This is a genomic window from Mesorhizobium sp. WSM4976 (assembly GCF_029625685.1).
Taxonomy (GTDB): Bacteria; Pseudomonadota; Alphaproteobacteria; order Rhizobiales; family Rhizobiaceae; genus Mesorhizobium.
The window spans coordinates 134,491-149,383 of record NZ_JARTVT010000020.1 but is presented as its reverse complement, the minus strand read 5'-3'; the positions used below and the strand labels follow the sequence as shown (position 1 = coordinate 149,383).

Sequence of the window (14,893 nt, the reverse complement as noted above, 5' to 3'; positions counted from 1 at the left end):
AAACACCCGGTGCATCGGGCCGGCGGTCTCGGAGATGCCGGCGATCAGCACTTCGAGGTCCGGTGACTTGGGGAAATTAAGCAGCACCACCGCGATATCGCGGAGCATCTGGTCGAACCCGACCGCTTCAGCATCGCCGATGATCCTGTGTGCGACGGTTTCGCCGAAGTCGAGATTGCCGCGGAAGGCGACCGCCAGCGGCAGGCGATCGGAAGGGATGACCTTTCGCCTTATGTCCAACAACACGCCGTCACGATTGTAAACGCTGCCGTCACTCAGGATGACGATGGATTCGCCGTCGAATGACATCGCCGAGAGAACGCCCGACATTATGCTGCCTCCATGATTTCGGCTGTGATCTGCGAAGCGTCGCAAGCCAGACCGGCCAGGCTGCATTCCGCTTCGAGGACGTCGGCGACCGGGACCGGCGTCGCCTGCGCACGCGGCAGGAACCAAACGACTGGATCAGGGCCGCCACCTGGCAGGATCAGCAGCGCCTGCCATGCCTGGTTGACGGCGTACTGGCCGAGGTCGGAACTGCTCTTGAGCGGCCAGGTACTGGTGCCGGCGACATAATGGTTGACCATGGCGAGATCGGATACGCGGAACTCCCGGATGTCGTTGCCCACGAACGACTTGATGGCGATCAGGTCCGATCCGGATTTCATACGCTTGGACAGCGCAGGCATAGGCAGGTCCGGCAAGCTGCCGATGCTCGTCGAAGTGTTCGATCGCAGCAGCGTTGCGAGATCAGGCGTGTAGACGTAGAGATTGCCATTGACGTCGAGAACGATGACGCTGTCGCTTTCTTGGTCATAATAGCAGGCAACCGCGTTGCCAGAGAGCGCGCTAAGCGTCACATCGACATCGGACAGCAGCCCGGTGACATCCCACCCAATCCGATTGACGACCTTGCTGGTACCGGCGAGCAAAGTGCGCAGCGCATAGGCGTACTCAGGGCCTACCGAGACCGATCCGAGGTAGGAAAGCGGAGAGTGAACGGTGTCGGCTGTCCAGACTTTGCTCCAGCCTGTCCCGATGTTCGACAGCAGTGTCAGCTTCGAGGCCCACACCCACACCAGCATGTAGGTGACACCGCCGAAGCTGATGTCGTCGAGTATGGCGTTTGCGCCAATCGATCCGCCGAGTCCTGCGATCTCCTGACGGAAGGAGCCGGTAGCAGCGTCGTAGAAGCCGATTGAGGTGCCGGCGCTGCCCAGCACGGCGACGTCGAGACGATCACTGATGTGAACGGACCCGGAATAAGGAACCGTACCGGCAAAGATTGTGGTGCCGGCCGGCATCGCATTGATCGAAAGCGTGCCGCCGTTTTCCGAGGCCAGATAGTTTCCATTTGTGTCGTTGTTATACTCACCACGTGACACAGCAAAACCGTCGATGCTGGCCGTCGCCAGCACTGCGCCCTGCAGGAGTTCGGCCTCGATGTTGGGAACCCGGATGCCAAATTCGTCCAGCGGCAGGTTCTTGATCACCACATAGACGATGCCGGGCCATGCCGGAACCTGGCCGGCACCGCGGTCGGCCTCGATGTCTGGATCAGGCTTTTGATCATCGGTGCCGAGATGAAGCGTGATAGTGGCGCCCTTGGCGACGCCGATGCCTTTGCCGCCGTTGGCGATGGCGTTCGTCAATGCCTCATAGGAGACATCGAAAATCAGCTTGTCGTCGGCCCATATACGCGGAATTGCCGTCGCGGGACCATTCCACGCAAAGGCAACGGCGAAGGTTGCGGTGTAGCTGTAGGTCGTGACTTCCGGGCCGAGCGCCTTGCCCTGCCTTTCGGTCTTGACGTGCTCGTCGACGTGATTGCCTTTGAGCCAGATCACGGCGCCGGCGGTGCGGATGGCACCATGCCAGCGCGCGAGCTGATCGCCATACTGCGAGGTCTGCGCCTTCAGGCTTTCGGCACGCGGTCCCTTAATCTTCTGAGGGAAGAAATAGGCGATGGCGAGATTGATGCCAACGCCGACGGCAGTCGTGACAATAGAGCCGAGGAGGCCGCCGCCAACGGCGGCACCGGCGAGTGGGGCTATGAAGGCCATCAGTCGTTTCCTCCTGAAAGGCCGAGCGCCGCTGCCATGTGCTGCGCCTTAGCGGTCTGCGCGTCGAGTTGCCGGGAGGTGGCGAGCGCTAGAGATTGATCGCTGCGCCAAGCCGGATTCTTCTTCAGGGCGTCGACGGCGTAACGGTAGATGCGCCTGGTGTCGGCGATCCTCGAGCGCAGGCTCACCAAGTCGGCGATCGGCTCAACATCTGCATCCGAAAGTGGCCTGCCCGCGGCTGAAATCTGCTCGCACAGACGCCGGAATGCTGCCTTTTCAGCACGAGAAAGCCACCTCGGCACAGGCAAAACGGCGGAATTCTGCGGATTTGCGGTCATCGGCAAGGCCACCCGCGAGCGAACTTCATTCGGCCCGGCAAAAAAACTCTGAGCATGAGACCCGGTGTGGTTCCGCCCCCATTTCGGGTTTTCGGTCTCGACCTCCCCCCGGAGGGATCTGATGGATTGGTTATCGGGATCACTCTTTCACCACGCGGATGTTTTCGTGCCGGGTGGCATGGCTGGCATTATTGCGGCCGACGGATGCGGCGAAGAGGCGGAAGACCTTGGATGAAAGCTCGTCGACCTGCTGATCTCTGGCGCCGCCGATTGCCTGAAGCGCCGCGGCGTGTGCGATGCCGTGAAGTCGGCTGAATTCGTCCTCGTCCATCAGCAACGGCATGCCTTTCGACATGTCACTCTCAGCCGCATCGATGGCTTCGACCACCTTCCGGCGAAGCGAGCTTGCCGGGACGCCTGCCTCTGCTGCGATCTGCTCGATGGTCTGGTGGTCGGTCATCGCGTCGCGTCCTTTCCGTCTCGGCCCCGCTTCACTGCCAATCGCCATCCAATCGCGCCTTCGCCGGGCACGATGCCGGAGCCTGCCAGTTCGCAATGCCAGACACTGCCTGCATGAGAGATGAGATCGCCGCGCCTATACTTCTCGTCGGCCTTCCACGAGCCGCGGTATTCGACTGATGGCCGTTCTTCCAATTGCTTCACGCGATCTTCGAGCGCCTTGCAGCGAGCCGAGTACCAGCGAAAGTTTGCCATGACCTCGCCCTGCATAGACGTCACGAAGTCAAACGTGACACGGTCGTCGGGATGGTAGCCGTCCTTACGGAAAAGATCCTTTATCAGCGCTTCCCAGTAGGCCTTGATAGCCAGGTAGGCGCGCGAGAAAACGTCGACGTCGGCTTCGCTGCCTCTAACGACATCGGGATACGCAGGCTCACCGGCCGTCAGCGCCTTCTCATCTATGTCCCACGCCCTATGCTGGACAGGCACCGCTGGCTTCGGAGGTTCTGCCTCGCCGAGCTCGGTCTTGAAGCGCCGCTCCCTCTGCTTGCCGAGCAATTCGTTTATGTCGCCGATCTCGCCTTTGAGGCGCTGCTGGAGGTCGACGTCCTGGTCCAGTGCGTGCTGGCGCTTGTCGGCATCGAGCACGTCCTTCTTGCTAGCCAGGAGCTTTTCCAGCCGCGCGATCTCGGTGTCGATTTCGCGCAGATCAATGGCGCGCTGATCGGCGGCGGGATGGGACGTGCGCTTAGCCATCGCTCAGTTGTGGCTCATGCTGCGGGTGAGATAGCCGTTGGTCGTCTTCCGGCCGTCACGGCTCACCTTCACAGGCCGAACTGTCGAGACGCGGCGCCAGAACTTTTCCGAAAGATGACCGACAGGCTTCAGGCCGCGGGTGAGGTCAAATTTGGCTTCCCAGACTTCGCCGGCATATCGGCAGCGCTCGCCTTCGCTGTAGCTGACTTTGGGGTGCCAGGGCTCGGTGCTCATGGGCGCGTCCTTTTCGAAATCATCTTGGTGACGGTGCTGTCGACAGCGGCTTGGAGTAGTTGCTTCGCGGCCGGCGCGCCGCTGACAAGGCCGGGCATCTCGACGCGGTATTCGCGAGCTGCGGCGCCGAGCGCGGCAGCGATGTCGAGCAATTCCATCACTTGGTCGAGATGTTTGCACATCAGGGCACCGAGGCCGTCGATGTCGGCCGCGAGTATCGCGCGAGCATGGTCGTGATAGGCCGCCTTACGACTGGTCCATTCAGTAAGAGCTTCGCGTTCGGCTTGCTGGGCCGCTGTGATCTTGGCCTCAAGGTCCGCATGCATGTCGTGGTAGGTCGCGTCTGGGATCCTGTTCTTGCCGGGATTCTCGACGGTTCTTTCGACTTTCAAACTTTCTCGGCGTTCGGTCAGGCTGCGCAAATTGGCCGTGGCCTCGCGCGATGCCTTCTCGGCCAGGAGGAATTCGGGAGCGGGCCGAGGGATCTTCAACGCGCGCCTGAAATAGGCGGCGTCGCGGACCGGTTCTGCGGCTTTCAGGCTGGCGAGCATTGGCGGCTCCAAAGGGTCAGTTCCAAATCATTGCGGTGAGTCTAACCTAGGGCGGCTATCCGTAACCGCCGCGGCTGTAACGCCTAGGCGACCGACCCGACGAACTTCCGACACCATGCGTTGAAGGCCTGGCGAACCTTGGCCGGGTCGTGCTCGTCCTGCATGTTGAGTTCGCCGATCTCAATCAGCGCGTCACGCATTGGCCGATCGATGACGACATCGGCCCGGATGTTCTCGACACGGCCTACCTCACTGCGATGAGAATTCACCCTGCAGCCGGCCGAGCAGAATCGCGCATCCGATCGCTTGCTGCCGAGGCTGTGGCCACAGCGCTGGCATGTTCGTGCCGTCAGCATGGCAACCATCCAGCGGCGATGGCCAAGACGGTGGCGAAGGCGGCGGCAGTGAGCGCGAAGGAAGCGGCCGCTGTCATGGGATACCTCCCCATGCTGTTTCGTAGGGCTCGTCTACGTAAGCGCCAAGCTTACTTCCCTCATCGCTGTTTTCAGTGTCCTGAACCTCCCATGAAGTATTAGGCGGACTGAGTTGGTCCGCTTGAGACCGGTCTAAGTCAGTCCGGTCTTGGCGGTCTAAGTCAGTCCGGTTTGGCTCAGGCGCAGACCGGTCTAAGTCAGTCCGCTTCCCTTTTTTGTCGCTCGCAGCCAGCCGGGCAGGCTCGGCGCGCTTGGTCGACATCGAAAGCTCGAGGATTTCGTACGCCCAAAACAGCTTCAGCTTATATGCGGTGCCCCTGCCTTTCCGCTTAACCTCGAGTTTGCCGGCGCTTTCCTCAGAAAGTTCTGATACCTTCTTTTTCTCAATTGCGCCGGTTCCGACGAGCGACGCCAAGGCAGATCTGACCTGGCGCTCGTCGGCAAGCCCGGTGAGTTGAGCTAGCGATTCCTGTGTCGGCCAGGCCAGACAGGTCTCGGCGTCGGCGAGCTGCATCAGAGCAACAGCGACCCGTAGATCGCGCGGCCGGCGCCCGTGCTTTGGGTTATGGCACACCGCGACCATCCAATCGTACTTGGACATCTCGGCAAGGGACTTCTGCCAGGGGCGATTGCGTTCAGGCTTGGCCACCGGCGCCACCGCTGCCTTGCTGACTGGCCGGATCAGGTGTTATATTGCTACGGTCTTTGGTCGTCCCCTCCGAAGGCATTCCCAAAGAGCCCGTCGCCTGGTCCGCGGCGGGTTCTTCCGTTTCAGGCGGCCGCGTCATTGGCCCCTCCTGCCTGCCTCATCGCCTCATGATGCCGGCGAATGGCCTGGCACGCTTGGGCCGGCGTCATGTTGAAGCGCTCTTTCAGTTCGATCACGCTTGGCCGCGGTCGCAGATACTTCGGCGTCCGGTCCAGCCAGGCTGCGCCTTCAAGGATAAGCTCGATCTCGCGCTCGCCGGTCATCACGCCGCCCTCCGAACGAACTTCGAGGCCAGATGCCTGCAGAACTCTGCCCTTGGGTATTTCACCAACTTGGCAGTCAGGCGCATGAATTCCGGCCCGCTCCCTCGATTGCGGTGCTTCTTCACCGCCGACGGCTTCACACCCTGAATGGCAGCGATGTCTTCAGGATCGAAGAAGGGAGGAAGGGTTTGGTCTGTGGCGAGCGCTTCGTAGAGATCGGTACCACTGAGGCCCGATGCCGCCCAGAAGCTGAGCCGGGCATTGAATGCCCGGGCCGTGTCTGTCTGTTCCATTTCGTCACCCTTGGTTGTTTTTGGGTGACGCTCAATTTACTCACGGAACGGCCAGGCGCTACAAGTTTCGGTTTCAGAAAATCAGGTACCTTTTGAAACCGCCTCATGTGGGAAAACCGCATCGCCGGGATAAAGCTTGTTATACCGCTTCCAACCTCGGCGAACCGTCGAGACGCTGACGCCGGCATCTTCGGCGACACTCTCGATCGCGAATGTCTCCTTATCGCCCGCCTGCACTCGATGTCGAACGTTCATTCCATAGCTGATCCAGTCGCTGTGGTAGCCTGTCAGGTGCGAGCCCTTCATCATCATGGCTGCAGCGAGACGAGGCCCAAAGTCATCAACCTTCGAATTTCGCTTGGGTCGGTCGGCCTCCGTTTGTGCGTCGGCCGCCAGCGCCAGCATCCGTTTTGACACAAGGTCAAAGTAGCCGCGGACCCAATCGGGCATTTCGGTGCCCACGACAGAAGCGTATCGAAAAGCCGCCCATGCATGCATCGGGTTGCTCGTTTCGAAAAACGCACGCCTCTCTACCTCGATGAAATCCTGGTTGTTTTCGCTGTCGGTCAACGGCCGAACTCCTTCACATCAGCCATCGGCTTCTGCAGCACGTTCATGGCATCGGCTGCGCGTTGAGCTCCACGCCGGCCGAGGCTCTCTGCCTTGGAGACATAGCGGTTCGTCATGGCTAGCGTCTTCCAGCCGAAGGCCTCCCGCAGCTCATGCGCCTCGGCGCCGGAGACCGCGGCCCAGGTCGCCGCCGTGTGGCGAAGTCCGTGCGGCGTTATCTGGTCAATGCCAGCGGCGGTGCAGATCGAATGCAGGACATCGCGAAGCCGTTTGTAGGAAACCGGCTGAGAGCCCTTGCGCCCCGAGAAGACGAAGCCGATCCGATGCTCCTGTCGATCGATAATGGTTGCGGCGTCGGTCGAGAGTGCGCGGACAGAGGCACCGCTCTTCGTGTCGGGAAGGCGCGCGACCATCTTCGGCAAGTCGACCATGTCCCAGGTCAACAAGCGCGCCTCGCTGACACGCCAGCCCGAAACCGTAAGATATCGGATGAGGTCGCCGCAATCGCCCTTGACCTCGGCCAATGCCTTAACGAACTGAGGGAGGTCGCGCTCGTCGAGCCAATCGTCTCGAGCGGTTTCGGTGTTCTTTTTGATGCCTATGCAGGGATTGTCTTTCCTCCATCCCAATTCGATCGCCCGGCCCATCATGACAGAAAGCACGGCCAGGGAGCGGTTGGCGTCGGTCGGGTTCGACCGCTTCCGGCGAAAGAAATCCCGGACCATCTCGCCGGTGATGTCGGCGACGCGCTTGCCCTTGAAATAGGGAAGGATGTTCCGCCTGATCCGGCCGCGGTAGTCCTTGCGGGTTTCGGGCTTCTTCGTAGCAATGTGCGAGGTCTCGAAGTCGTCGACCAGATCCTCGAACGGAGGCTGTGCCTTCTTCACCGCTTTGGCCGCGGCAGGGTCGTCGCCCTTCTCGATCGCCTGCAGGATCGCCAAGGCTTCGGCCTTCGCCTTCTCGGCAGGGAATACGGCGAAGTCGCCGATGATGATCTTGCGGCGCTTGCGCTTGCCATCGCGCATCGGCAGCTCTTGGAACACAAGCCAGGTTTTGGAGGAAGACTTGCCGTCAGCTTTCCGACGAAGCCTCAGCGCGAATCCTGAAAGCTTGCTGTCTCGGATAATCAGCTCGTCTCGGCCTGCCGGCAGCACGGCCGACTTGACGTAGTTGTCGGAAAGAATGGGCATGGTCGGTCCCCTCTTGGGTAGCCGTGCGGGTACCCGCGACGTGTCTACGCTTGTCACCTTACGGGAACAAACGGGAACCGTAAACCCTCGGTCTTTCCTTTATTCACAACGGCTTCAGGCGATATGGATACCCAAGGGTGGACGGGCAGGAATTGACTTAAAATCCCTCGATCTCTGATCGTACGGGTTCGATTCCCGTCGTCCGCACCATCTTTCGCTCTTCGACGAGTTCTCCAAAGCCTTGGCGAAGCAGGAGCTTCGGGTGGTAGACCACCTAAGCCGAAGCATCGTAGCGAAGATTGGCTCAAGCCTTGATCGGGTTGAGCTTCAAGTGCTGGAGCAGGATGATCGTCTTGGCATCGACGATGCGGCCGTCGGCGATGCCGGCCAGCGCCTCGTCCAGCGGCATTTCCAGAACCTCGATGTCCTCGCCCTCCTCCGGCGCGCCGCCGCCGTCGGAGATACGGTCGGCCGGCGAATAGCGCGCGGTGAAAAACCAGAGCCGCTCCGTCACGCTGCCCGGGCTCATGAACGGCGCGAACAGACGCTCGACGTCCTTCAACCGGTAGCCCAGCTCCTCTTCCGCTTCCTTGCGGATGGCGGTTTCAGGATCGTTTTCGTCGAGCAGCCCGGCGCAGGCCTCGATCAGGGGCTCGCGATGGCCCACGGCATAAGCCGGGAAGCGGAACTGCCGCACCAAAAGCACGGTCGAGCGCTGCGGATCGAAGGGCAGGATCACCGCGCCGTCGCCGCGGTCATAGGTCTGGCGGATCTGCGTTTCCCACCGCCCGTCGCGGCGGCGATAGTCGAGCACAGTCTTCTTCAGCACGGCCCAGTCGTCCGAAAGGACTTCTTCCGAACGGATGCGAACGCGATCTTCCATGACGACCTCCGAATTGGCGGCGAAAGGGGTAACGGCGAACGGTCCCCTGCGCAATCCGCGAAACCGACTGGTCCAGCGGGCGTTTCACCGGCTCCTGTCTGGCGCGATGCACCGCGACTGCCTAGATAGCGGTATCTTCTCAGGAGCCGCTTCATGACGTCATCGCTTTTCCAGCCGATCACCCTCGGCGACCTCACCTTCCCCAATCGCATCGCGGTCGCCCCCATGTGCCAGTATTCGGCCGAAGACGGCTCCGCTAGCGACTGGCATCTCTATCACTGGATGAACCTGGCAATGTCGGGCGCCGGCATGGTCACCGTCGAGATGACCGATGTCGAGCGGCGCGGGCGCATCTCGCATGGCTGTCTTGGCCTCTATTCGGACGACAACGAAGCGGCCGCCAGGCGCACGCTCGACGCCGCCAGGCGAGTCGCCGCGCCCGGCACGAAGTTCGGCGTCCAGCTTGCCCATGCCGGCCGCAAGGCCTCCAACCGCAGACCCTGGGAAGGCGGCGGTCCGCTGCAGCCCGGCGAAGATCCCTGGCAGACGGTTTCCGCCTCGGCCATCGCCTACGACACGGGCTGGAATGTGCCGCATGCGTTGGAGGATGAGGAGATTCTTGAGCTCATCGCGCGTTTTGCGCAGTCGGCCGTGCGCGCCGAACGTGCCGGCTTCGACTTCGCCGAACTGCATGCCGCGCATGGCTATCTGATCTTCCAGTTCCTCTCGCCGCTCTCCAACCAGCGGACGGACCGCTGGGGCGGGTCGCTCGAAAATCGCATGCGCTTCGCGGTCGAAATCGCCAGGGCGGTGAGGAAGTCCGTTCCGTCCATGATGCTGGGTGCGCGCCTTTCGGTGAAAGAATGGGTAGACGGCGGTTTCGACGTCGAGGACGCGATCGAGGTGGCCAAGGCGCTGAAGGCCGAGGGCATCGCCTATATCTGCTGCTCCAGCGGCGGCAATTCGCCCCTGCAGCAGGTGCCGCCCGGCCCCGGCTACCAGGTGCATCTGGCGGAAGCCGTGCGCAAGGGCGCCGGCATTCCGACGCGCGCCGTGGGGCTGATCGACGACCCGAGCCAGGCCGAGGCGATCGTCGCCAACGGCCGTGCCGACATGGTGGCGCTGGCGCGCGCCTTCCTCGCCGACCCGCGCTGGGGCTGGCGCGCGGCGGCGGCGTTCGGCGAGGAAATCCATCCGGCGCCCCAGCTGGCGCGTTCGGTGACGACGATGCGGCATTGGATGAAGGCCGCCGGCTAGAGATATTCCAGGAAAGCGTGAACGTTAGGCTCGGCGACCTCGCCGTAGCCTTCAGTCCCGGAACTACAGCAAACAAAACCGGAGACCAGCGGGGCCTGAGGCGTTTGGGCGCAGCATCCTTGCCACAACTGCAACCAATTTGGCCGCTTTACGTTGGCGGCCATGATAGACAGCAAACCTTTTGAGAAACCGGTGGTGGTCGAGCTCGGCCATGTCGGCAAATATCGCCAGATAAGCAGCACCCGCGAGGCCGCCGAGTGCCTGATGACCGTTTGGCCGCTCAATCGCGGCGAGCGCCATCGTGATGCTCTCGACACTTGCCTCAAAGCGCTGGAAGGGTATCGTTCGCCAGCGGACGCACGTCGCGCCCTTATCGAGGCGGCCAGGGAATCGGAAGTGCTGGTTACCGAAGACAGGCTGCCCGACGGAAAGCTGCACTGAGCAATTCCAGGAAAAGTGTGATCGGTTTTCCGTCCGGAATTGAGTAGAAACAAAGAAATACGCTTCTTGACCGGAGGATTTCATGGCGAAGCTGACTTACAAGATCGTCGAGCATGATGGCGGCTGGGCCTACAAGGTCGGCTCGACCTTTTCCGAGACTTTCCGCACCCACCAGGAGGCGCTGCGCGCCGCCGAAATCGCCTCCTCCGAGCAGCAGGTCGCCGGAACCACGGACGGCATCCAGTACGAGGATGCCGAAGGAAAATGGCACGATGAGCTTGCCGACGGCCGCGACCGGCCGCAGACCGAAGTATCGGACTGAAGCATTCCAGGAAAACTGTGAGTGGTCAGGCTCGGCGACTTCGCCGCAGCCTCCCGCTCGGAATTATGTAGAAACAAAGGCGTAGGCTTCTGGCCGTTTCCGTGAAACGGTGAAACGCGCCCTGGGCTGAGGACTAAGGGCGCCTCCGCGACCGGCAAAGCCCGAGGCTTCATGCCGGCCGCCGGCGGCCACGCGACTCTATTTGCCGCAGTAATTGTCGTTGACGTTCTGTTGTGAGTTGGCGTCCGGGCCCGGCGTGGTGTCCGCGCACGGCCCTATGGCTCCGGTGCTGTTGCCGGAGGTGCTCAGCCCTGAGCCTCCATTGATACTGCCGGTCCTATAGGGGTCTACCTGCTCCCTCACATCGGGACGATGGTCGCGGTGCCACCACCAATCATCTGATGACTGCGCCGTGGCCGCGCCACCCATGGCCAATACGAGTGCCGAGGCTGCTATGACTTTCCTAAACATTGGAGTCTCCATTCAGTTGGTCGCCGAAGATTTAACCGGCGACAGGGCTGAAACCCGGGGTTGCAGGTAAAGGTTCCAGTGGGGAGATCACGATGAAGCGCGGCGATCGACACGTTTATGTGACGGTTCTGTGAGGCGTCAGAGGCTCGACACCGGCTGATGCGCGCAATTGCAGTCAAACCTCAGTTCACGCCCGAGAAGGCGCGTGCGGCGATACGTTGGATGAACGCGACGATCCGTTCGGGTTCCACGAATTGCGGCATGTGGCCGAGACCTTCGACCCGCTCGAAGTCGAGGCCGCTGATCTTGTCCAGCATCGGTTCACCATGAACGGCTTCGCCGATCACACGATCGCCGGTCCCGAACAGGATGCCAGCCGGCATCGCTATATCGCGGTAACGCCGTTCTATTTGGCCAAGGTCCCGTTCCACCGCCACGACATCGGTGGAGGTGGCGAAATAGTGCGGAGGGCGCAAGCCGAGCCATCCCCCACCGTGGACCATGTAGTCCGTGGGAACCGCTTGCGGAGCGAAGATGAACCTCAGCGTCGGCCGCGCGTAGTGAAGGCTAAGTGGTATCGCCACCGTATAGGCCATGACCCGGCGCAGCAGCGGCGATGGAACATAGAGCAGGTCGAACCGCCGACCTATCCTCGCTTCCAGATGCGTCAGCGGCGACAGCAGCGCGATGCCGGAAATCGCCGCCGGATGCTGGGCGGCGAGGGCAAGCGCGACGGCGCCGCCCAGCGAATGGCCGACAATCAAAGGTCGTTCCAGCCGAAGTTCCTCGATGAAGCGCCGCACGACGTCCGCCTGCTCGGGCAATCGGCCGGTCGCACCGCTTGCCCGAACCGAATAGCCCGAGCCCGGCCGGTCGAGCGCGATCAGCCGGTAGCCGGCGCCGAAGCGTCCGAACAACGTATGGCGGAAATGGTGGAGTTGGGCGCCCAACCCATGCAGAAAAACGATCGGCCTGCCCTCGCCTTCTTCCACGTAATGGATGCGATTGCCGTCGATCTCGATGAATTTCCCGCAAGCCGGCACCAGCCGTTCAGCCTTCGCCGCGATCCGCCATGTTGCGAACATCAGGGCGAGCAGGACAAGGGCGGCCGCGGCGAGCAAGCCCGCGAGCAGCCACAGGGCAATCGACATCAGCATGGTTTCATCCGCTCCCGACCGGCCGCACCATATCCGCAACGGCCGCTGCCACAAGCGTCATCCGGCTTTCGCATTGCGGCCGGCCTCGGGCCGCGTTATCTCAGGCGAGCTTTTCGCCGGAGTCCGCCATGCCTGAAATCGTCACCGCCGCTATGCTCGTCATCGGCGACGAAATCCTCTCCGGCCGCACCAAGGACAAGAATATCGGCCATCTCGCCGACATCATGACGGCGATTGGCATCGACCTGAAGGAAGTCCGCGTCGTCCCCGACGAGGAGGACGAGATCGTTGCGGCGGTGAATGCCGTGCGCGCCCGCTATACCTACGTCTTCACCACCGGCGGCATCGGCCCCACGCATGACGACATCACCGCCGACTCGATCGCCAAGGCCTTCGGCGTGCCCTGTGAGTATGACGCCAAGGCTTACGCCCTGCTCGAGGCGAGCTATGCCGGGCGCGGCATCGAATTCACCGAAGCCCGCAAGCGCATGGCGCGCATGCCGCGCGGCGCCGACCTTATCGACAATCCCGTCTCCGTCGCGCCGGGCTTCCGCATCGGCAATGTCCATGTCATGGCGGGCGTGCCGTCGATCTTCCAGGCTATGCTCGACAATGTCGTGCCGACGCTCGAGGCCGGCACCAAAATGCTGTCGGCCACGGTTCACTGTCCCTTCGGCGAGGGCCTGATCGGCGGGCCGCTGGCCGAGATCCAGAAGGCGCATCCCGACACCATCATCGGCTCCTACCCCAAATATGGCGACGGCAAGTTCTGGACCGAGCTCGTCGTCCGCGCCCGCAGCGAGGAAGCGCTCGAGGCCGCGCGCAAGGATGTCGAGGCGATGGTGGCGAGCTTCGCCAAGGCCGGCTGACCGGCGTTAGGCTGGAACCAGTCAACGCGCTGAGGCGTTCCCTTGCCGCGCCCACGCGTAGCGCAAATAATTGAGGGACCAGTCATGCGCTTCAAGACAATCGTCGCCATTTTGCAGAACGAGCAGGACGCCGAGCGCGTTCTCGATTACGCCCTTCCGCTTGCCGAAAGATTCGAGAGCCATCTCGTCGGCATCCATGCCGAGGCGCTTCCCGTGCCCTACACATCGGCCACCGGCTTCCCGGACACCGAATTCCTGCAGGTCTCGGCCGAGATGAACAAGGAGCGCGCCGACAAGCTGCAGGCCTATTTCCTGAAGCGGATCGGGGAAGCCGGCCTGTCCTTCGAGTGGCGGAGCCTGGAAAGCTTCTCCGGCGACAGCGCGCTGACCGGCATCTCGAGCGTGCGGGCCGCCGATCTGATCATCGCCGCGCAACGTGACACCGGTGGCGACCCGAGCGCCGACGTCGACACGCTGGTTTACGACGCCGGCAGGCCGGTGCTGGTCGTGCCCCATGCCGGACCTCTGATCACCACCTTCAGACGTGTGCTGCTCGCCTGGAATGGCAGCAAGGAAGCGGCCCGCGCCGCCTTCGATGCCCTGCCCTTCATCGTTGAGGCCGACAAGACGGACATCCTCGTCATCGACCCGCCTGAGACGCTGGACGAATCTCCGGAAGCGGCCGGCGCCGAGATCGCCGCGGCGCTGTCGCGGCATGGCGCCAATGTCAGCGTCTGCGTGCAGAAATCCGGCGGCGCTTCGGTCGATGACATGATTCAGGCCAGGATTGCCGAATCCGGCGCCGACCTTCTGGTGCTCGGCGCCTACAGTCACTCCTGGCTGCGCCAGCTTCTGTTCGGGGGCGTTACCCGCACGGTGCTGCGCACGACGAACGTGGCGGCTTTCCTATCGCGTTGAACATCCCTCGAGCCGGAGCAAGGTTCAGGGAAACACCTGCGCACGTCTGACGAGCGTCGCTTGAATCGGTTTGTGCGGTGCCCCGAGTCCACAGCCGTCGCCGGCCCCTGCTCTTGCCAAGCCTGGCGCTTTCCGGCTAATTCCGCCTGCATTCCAGTGTTTCTGCGCGCCACGGCGCGCCTTGCGGAGTGCGCGAACCATGTCCCTTCCCGAAAAAGCCTTTCCCGTCTCCTGGGACCAGTTCCATCGCGACGCCCGCGCGCTTTCCTGGCGGCTTTCCGGCGCCAGCAAGGGGCAATGGAAAGCGATCGTCTGCATTACCCGCGGCGGCCTGGTGCCGGCGGCCATCATTGCGCGTGAACTCGGAATCCGCATCATCGAGACGGTGTGCGTGGCTTCCTATCATGACTACACCAGCCAGGGTCAGCTGCAGGTCCTGAAGGAGATTTCGCCTTCGCTGCTCGCCGACGACGGTTCTGGCGTGCTGATCATCGACGACCTGACCGATACCGGCAAGACGGCCGGCATCGTGCGCGCCATGATGCCGAAGGCCCATTTCGCGACCGTCTATGCCAAGCCGAAGGGCCGGCCGCTGGTCGATACATTCGTCACCGAGGTCAGCCAGGACACCTGGATCTACTTTCCCTGGGACATGGGCTTCACATACCAGAAGCCGATCGCGGACGATCATGTCGGCTGAAAGGCTGTCATATTT

20 protein-coding genes are annotated in these 14,893 nt (G+C 62.3%); 6 read left to right on the top strand and 14 right to left on the bottom strand.

The window, feature by feature from the left end:
* From P9272_RS23950 to P9272_RS23890, 13 genes are all read right to left on the bottom strand, one after another.
* A partial coding sequence (locus tag P9272_RS23950; protein ID WP_278162445.1) for a hypothetical protein occupies positions 1-330 on the bottom strand: 330 nt, incomplete at its 3' end.
* Entirely contained in the window at positions 330-2,063 is a 1,734-nt protein-coding gene (locus P9272_RS23945; RefSeq protein WP_278162444.1) for a hypothetical protein, read from the bottom strand. The genes P9272_RS23950 and P9272_RS23945, both read right to left, overlap by 1 nt.
* Complete coding sequence (locus P9272_RS23940; protein ID WP_278162443.1) at positions 2,063-2,401, bottom strand: hypothetical protein; 339 nt, start codon at positions 2,399-2,401, stop codon at positions 2,063-2,065. The genes P9272_RS23945 and P9272_RS23940 overlap by 1 nt, the downstream gene beginning before the upstream one ends.
* 139 nt (positions 2,402-2,540) lie before the next feature.
* The gene (locus P9272_RS23935; protein WP_278162442.1) at positions 2,541-2,861 is read right to left on the bottom strand and encodes a hypothetical protein; all 321 of its coding nucleotides are present in this window, start codon (positions 2,859-2,861) and stop codon (positions 2,541-2,543) included.
* Positions 2,858-3,616, bottom strand: coding sequence for a hypothetical protein (locus P9272_RS23930; protein WP_278162441.1), 759 nt, complete (start codon positions 3,614-3,616; stop codon positions 2,858-2,860). Before P9272_RS23930 ends, P9272_RS23935 begins: the two co-directional genes overlap by 4 nt.
* Before the next feature lie 3 nt (positions 3,617-3,619).
* Positions 3,620-3,850, bottom strand: coding sequence for a hypothetical protein (locus P9272_RS23925; protein ID WP_278162440.1), 231 nt, complete (start codon positions 3,848-3,850; stop codon positions 3,620-3,622).
* Positions 3,847-4,401, bottom strand: coding sequence for a hypothetical protein (locus tag P9272_RS23920; RefSeq protein WP_278162439.1), 555 nt, complete (start codon positions 4,399-4,401; stop codon positions 3,847-3,849). The genes P9272_RS23925 and P9272_RS23920 overlap by 4 nt, the downstream gene beginning before the upstream one ends.
* A gap of 429 nt (positions 4,402-4,830) precedes the next feature.
* Positions 4,831-5,484 carry a helix-turn-helix domain-containing protein gene (locus P9272_RS23915; RefSeq protein ID WP_278162437.1) on the bottom strand — a complete coding sequence of 218 codons (654 nt, stop codon included), beginning with the start codon at positions 5,482-5,484 and terminating at the stop codon, positions 4,831-4,833.
* A 122-nt stretch (positions 5,485-5,606) separates the two neighbouring features.
* The gene (locus tag P9272_RS23910; protein WP_278162436.1) at positions 5,607-5,807 is read right to left on the bottom strand and encodes a hypothetical protein; all 201 of its coding nucleotides are present in this window, start codon (positions 5,805-5,807) and stop codon (positions 5,607-5,609) included.
* Positions 5,807-6,100 (bottom strand): hypothetical protein, encoded by a 294-nt coding sequence (locus P9272_RS23905; RefSeq protein ID WP_278162435.1) that lies wholly within the window; start codon positions 6,098-6,100, stop codon positions 5,807-5,809. The genes P9272_RS23910 and P9272_RS23905 overlap by 1 nt, the downstream gene beginning before the upstream one ends.
* Positions 6,101-6,181: 81 nt before the next feature.
* On the bottom strand, positions 6,182-6,670 hold the full coding sequence (locus P9272_RS23900) for a hypothetical protein (protein ID WP_278162434.1): 489 nt from the start codon (positions 6,668-6,670) through the stop codon (positions 6,182-6,184).
* Complete coding sequence (locus P9272_RS23895) at positions 6,667-7,860, bottom strand: site-specific integrase (RefSeq protein ID WP_278162433.1); 1,194 nt, start codon at positions 7,858-7,860, stop codon at positions 6,667-6,669. The genes P9272_RS23900 and P9272_RS23895 overlap by 4 nt, the downstream gene beginning before the upstream one ends.
* Positions 7,861-8,164: 304 nt before the next feature.
* Entirely contained in the window at positions 8,165-8,743 is a 579-nt protein-coding gene (locus tag P9272_RS23890) for an NUDIX domain-containing protein (protein ID WP_128257317.1), read from the bottom strand.
* Positions 8,744-8,896: 153 nt separating this feature from the next.
* Here P9272_RS23890 and P9272_RS23885 point away from each other — a divergent pair, with 153 nt between their 5' ends.
* From P9272_RS23885 to P9272_RS23875, 3 genes are all read left to right on the top strand, one after another.
* A complete protein-coding gene (locus P9272_RS23885; RefSeq protein ID WP_128257318.1) occupies positions 8,897-10,000 on the top strand; it encodes an NADH:flavin oxidoreductase/NADH oxidase in 1,104 nt (367 codons plus the stop codon).
* Positions 10,001-10,162: 162 nt separating this feature from the next.
* Positions 10,163-10,441 carry a DUF982 domain-containing protein gene (locus P9272_RS23880; RefSeq protein WP_126060540.1) on the top strand — a complete coding sequence of 93 codons (279 nt, stop codon included), beginning with the start codon at positions 10,163-10,165 and terminating at the stop codon, positions 10,439-10,441.
* An 82-nt stretch (positions 10,442-10,523) separates the two neighbouring features.
* Positions 10,524-10,763 carry a DUF2188 domain-containing protein gene (locus tag P9272_RS23875; RefSeq protein WP_042644408.1) on the top strand — a complete coding sequence of 80 codons (240 nt, stop codon included), beginning with the start codon at positions 10,524-10,526 and terminating at the stop codon, positions 10,761-10,763.
* A 653-nt stretch (positions 10,764-11,416) separates the two neighbouring features.
* On the opposite strand, the gene P9272_RS23870 is transcribed toward P9272_RS23875, so the two are convergent.
* Positions 11,417-12,391 carry an alpha/beta hydrolase gene (locus tag P9272_RS23870; RefSeq protein ID WP_278162431.1) on the bottom strand — a complete coding sequence of 325 codons (975 nt, stop codon included), beginning with the start codon at positions 12,389-12,391 and terminating at the stop codon, positions 11,417-11,419.
* Positions 12,392-12,519: 128 nt separating this feature from the next.
* Between P9272_RS23870 and P9272_RS23865 the strand changes: the two genes are divergently transcribed.
* The 3 genes from P9272_RS23865 (at position 12,520) to gpt (ending at position 14,878) form a co-directional block, all read left to right on the top strand.
* A complete protein-coding gene (locus P9272_RS23865; protein ID WP_128257320.1) occupies positions 12,520-13,260 on the top strand; it encodes a competence/damage-inducible protein A in 741 nt (246 codons plus the stop codon).
* 84 nt (positions 13,261-13,344) lie between these two features.
* On the top strand, positions 13,345-14,178 hold the full coding sequence (locus P9272_RS23860; RefSeq protein WP_278162430.1) for a universal stress protein: 834 nt from the start codon (positions 13,345-13,347) through the stop codon (positions 14,176-14,178).
* A 199-nt stretch (positions 14,179-14,377) separates the two neighbouring features.
* Positions 14,378-14,878 (top strand): xanthine phosphoribosyltransferase, encoded by a 501-nt coding sequence (gpt, locus tag P9272_RS23855; protein ID WP_128257322.1) that lies wholly within the window; start codon positions 14,378-14,380, stop codon positions 14,876-14,878.
* Positions 14,879-14,893 lie beyond the last annotated feature (15 nt).

Bases quoted from the DNA above. Each gene is read 5' to 3' on its own strand.
- P9272_RS23930 (WP_278162441.1), bottom strand. From the start codon at position 3,616: ATGGCTAAGCGCACGTCCCATCCCGCCGCCGATCAGCGCGCCATTGAT.
- P9272_RS23945 (WP_278162444.1), bottom strand. From the start codon at position 2,063: ATGGCCTTCATAGCCCCACTCGCCGGTGCCGCCGTTGGCGGCGGCCTC.
- gpt (WP_128257322.1), top strand. From the start codon at position 14,378: ATGTCCCTTCCCGAAAAAGCCTTTCCCGTCTCCTGGGACCAGTTCCAT.
- P9272_RS23940 (WP_278162443.1), bottom strand. From the start codon at position 2,401: ATGACCGCAAATCCGCAGAATTCCGCCGTTTTGCCTGTGCCGAGGTGG.
- P9272_RS23935 (WP_278162442.1), bottom strand. From the start codon at position 2,861: ATGACCGACCACCAGACCATCGAGCAGATCGCAGCAGAGGCAGGCGTC.
- P9272_RS23860 (WP_278162430.1), top strand. From the start codon at position 13,345: ATGCGCTTCAAGACAATCGTCGCCATTTTGCAGAACGAGCAGGACGCC.
- P9272_RS23910 (WP_278162436.1), bottom strand. From the start codon at position 5,807: ATGACCGGCGAGCGCGAGATCGAGCTTATCCTTGAAGGCGCAGCCTGG.
- P9272_RS23905 (WP_278162435.1), bottom strand. From the start codon at position 6,100: ATGGAACAGACAGACACGGCCCGGGCATTCAATGCCCGGCTCAGCTTC.
- P9272_RS23870 (WP_278162431.1), bottom strand. From the start codon at position 12,391: ATGCTGATGTCGATTGCCCTGTGGCTGCTCGCGGGCTTGCTCGCCGCG.
- P9272_RS23925 (WP_278162440.1), bottom strand. From the start codon at position 3,850: ATGAGCACCGAGCCCTGGCACCCCAAAGTCAGCTACAGCGAAGGCGAG.
- P9272_RS23920 (WP_278162439.1), bottom strand. From the start codon at position 4,401: ATGCTCGCCAGCCTGAAAGCCGCAGAACCGGTCCGCGACGCCGCCTAT.
- P9272_RS23865 (WP_128257320.1), top strand. From the start codon at position 12,520: ATGCCTGAAATCGTCACCGCCGCTATGCTCGTCATCGGCGACGAAATC.
- P9272_RS23895 (WP_278162433.1), bottom strand. From the start codon at position 7,860: ATGCCCATTCTTTCCGACAACTACGTCAAGTCGGCCGTGCTGCCGGCA.
- P9272_RS23890 (WP_128257317.1), bottom strand. From the start codon at position 8,743: ATGGAAGATCGCGTTCGCATCCGTTCGGAAGAAGTCCTTTCGGACGAC.
- P9272_RS23875 (WP_042644408.1), top strand. From the start codon at position 10,524: ATGGCGAAGCTGACTTACAAGATCGTCGAGCATGATGGCGGCTGGGCC.
- P9272_RS23885 (WP_128257318.1), top strand. From the start codon at position 8,897: ATGACGTCATCGCTTTTCCAGCCGATCACCCTCGGCGACCTCACCTTC.
- P9272_RS23880 (WP_126060540.1), top strand. From the start codon at position 10,163: ATGATAGACAGCAAACCTTTTGAGAAACCGGTGGTGGTCGAGCTCGGC.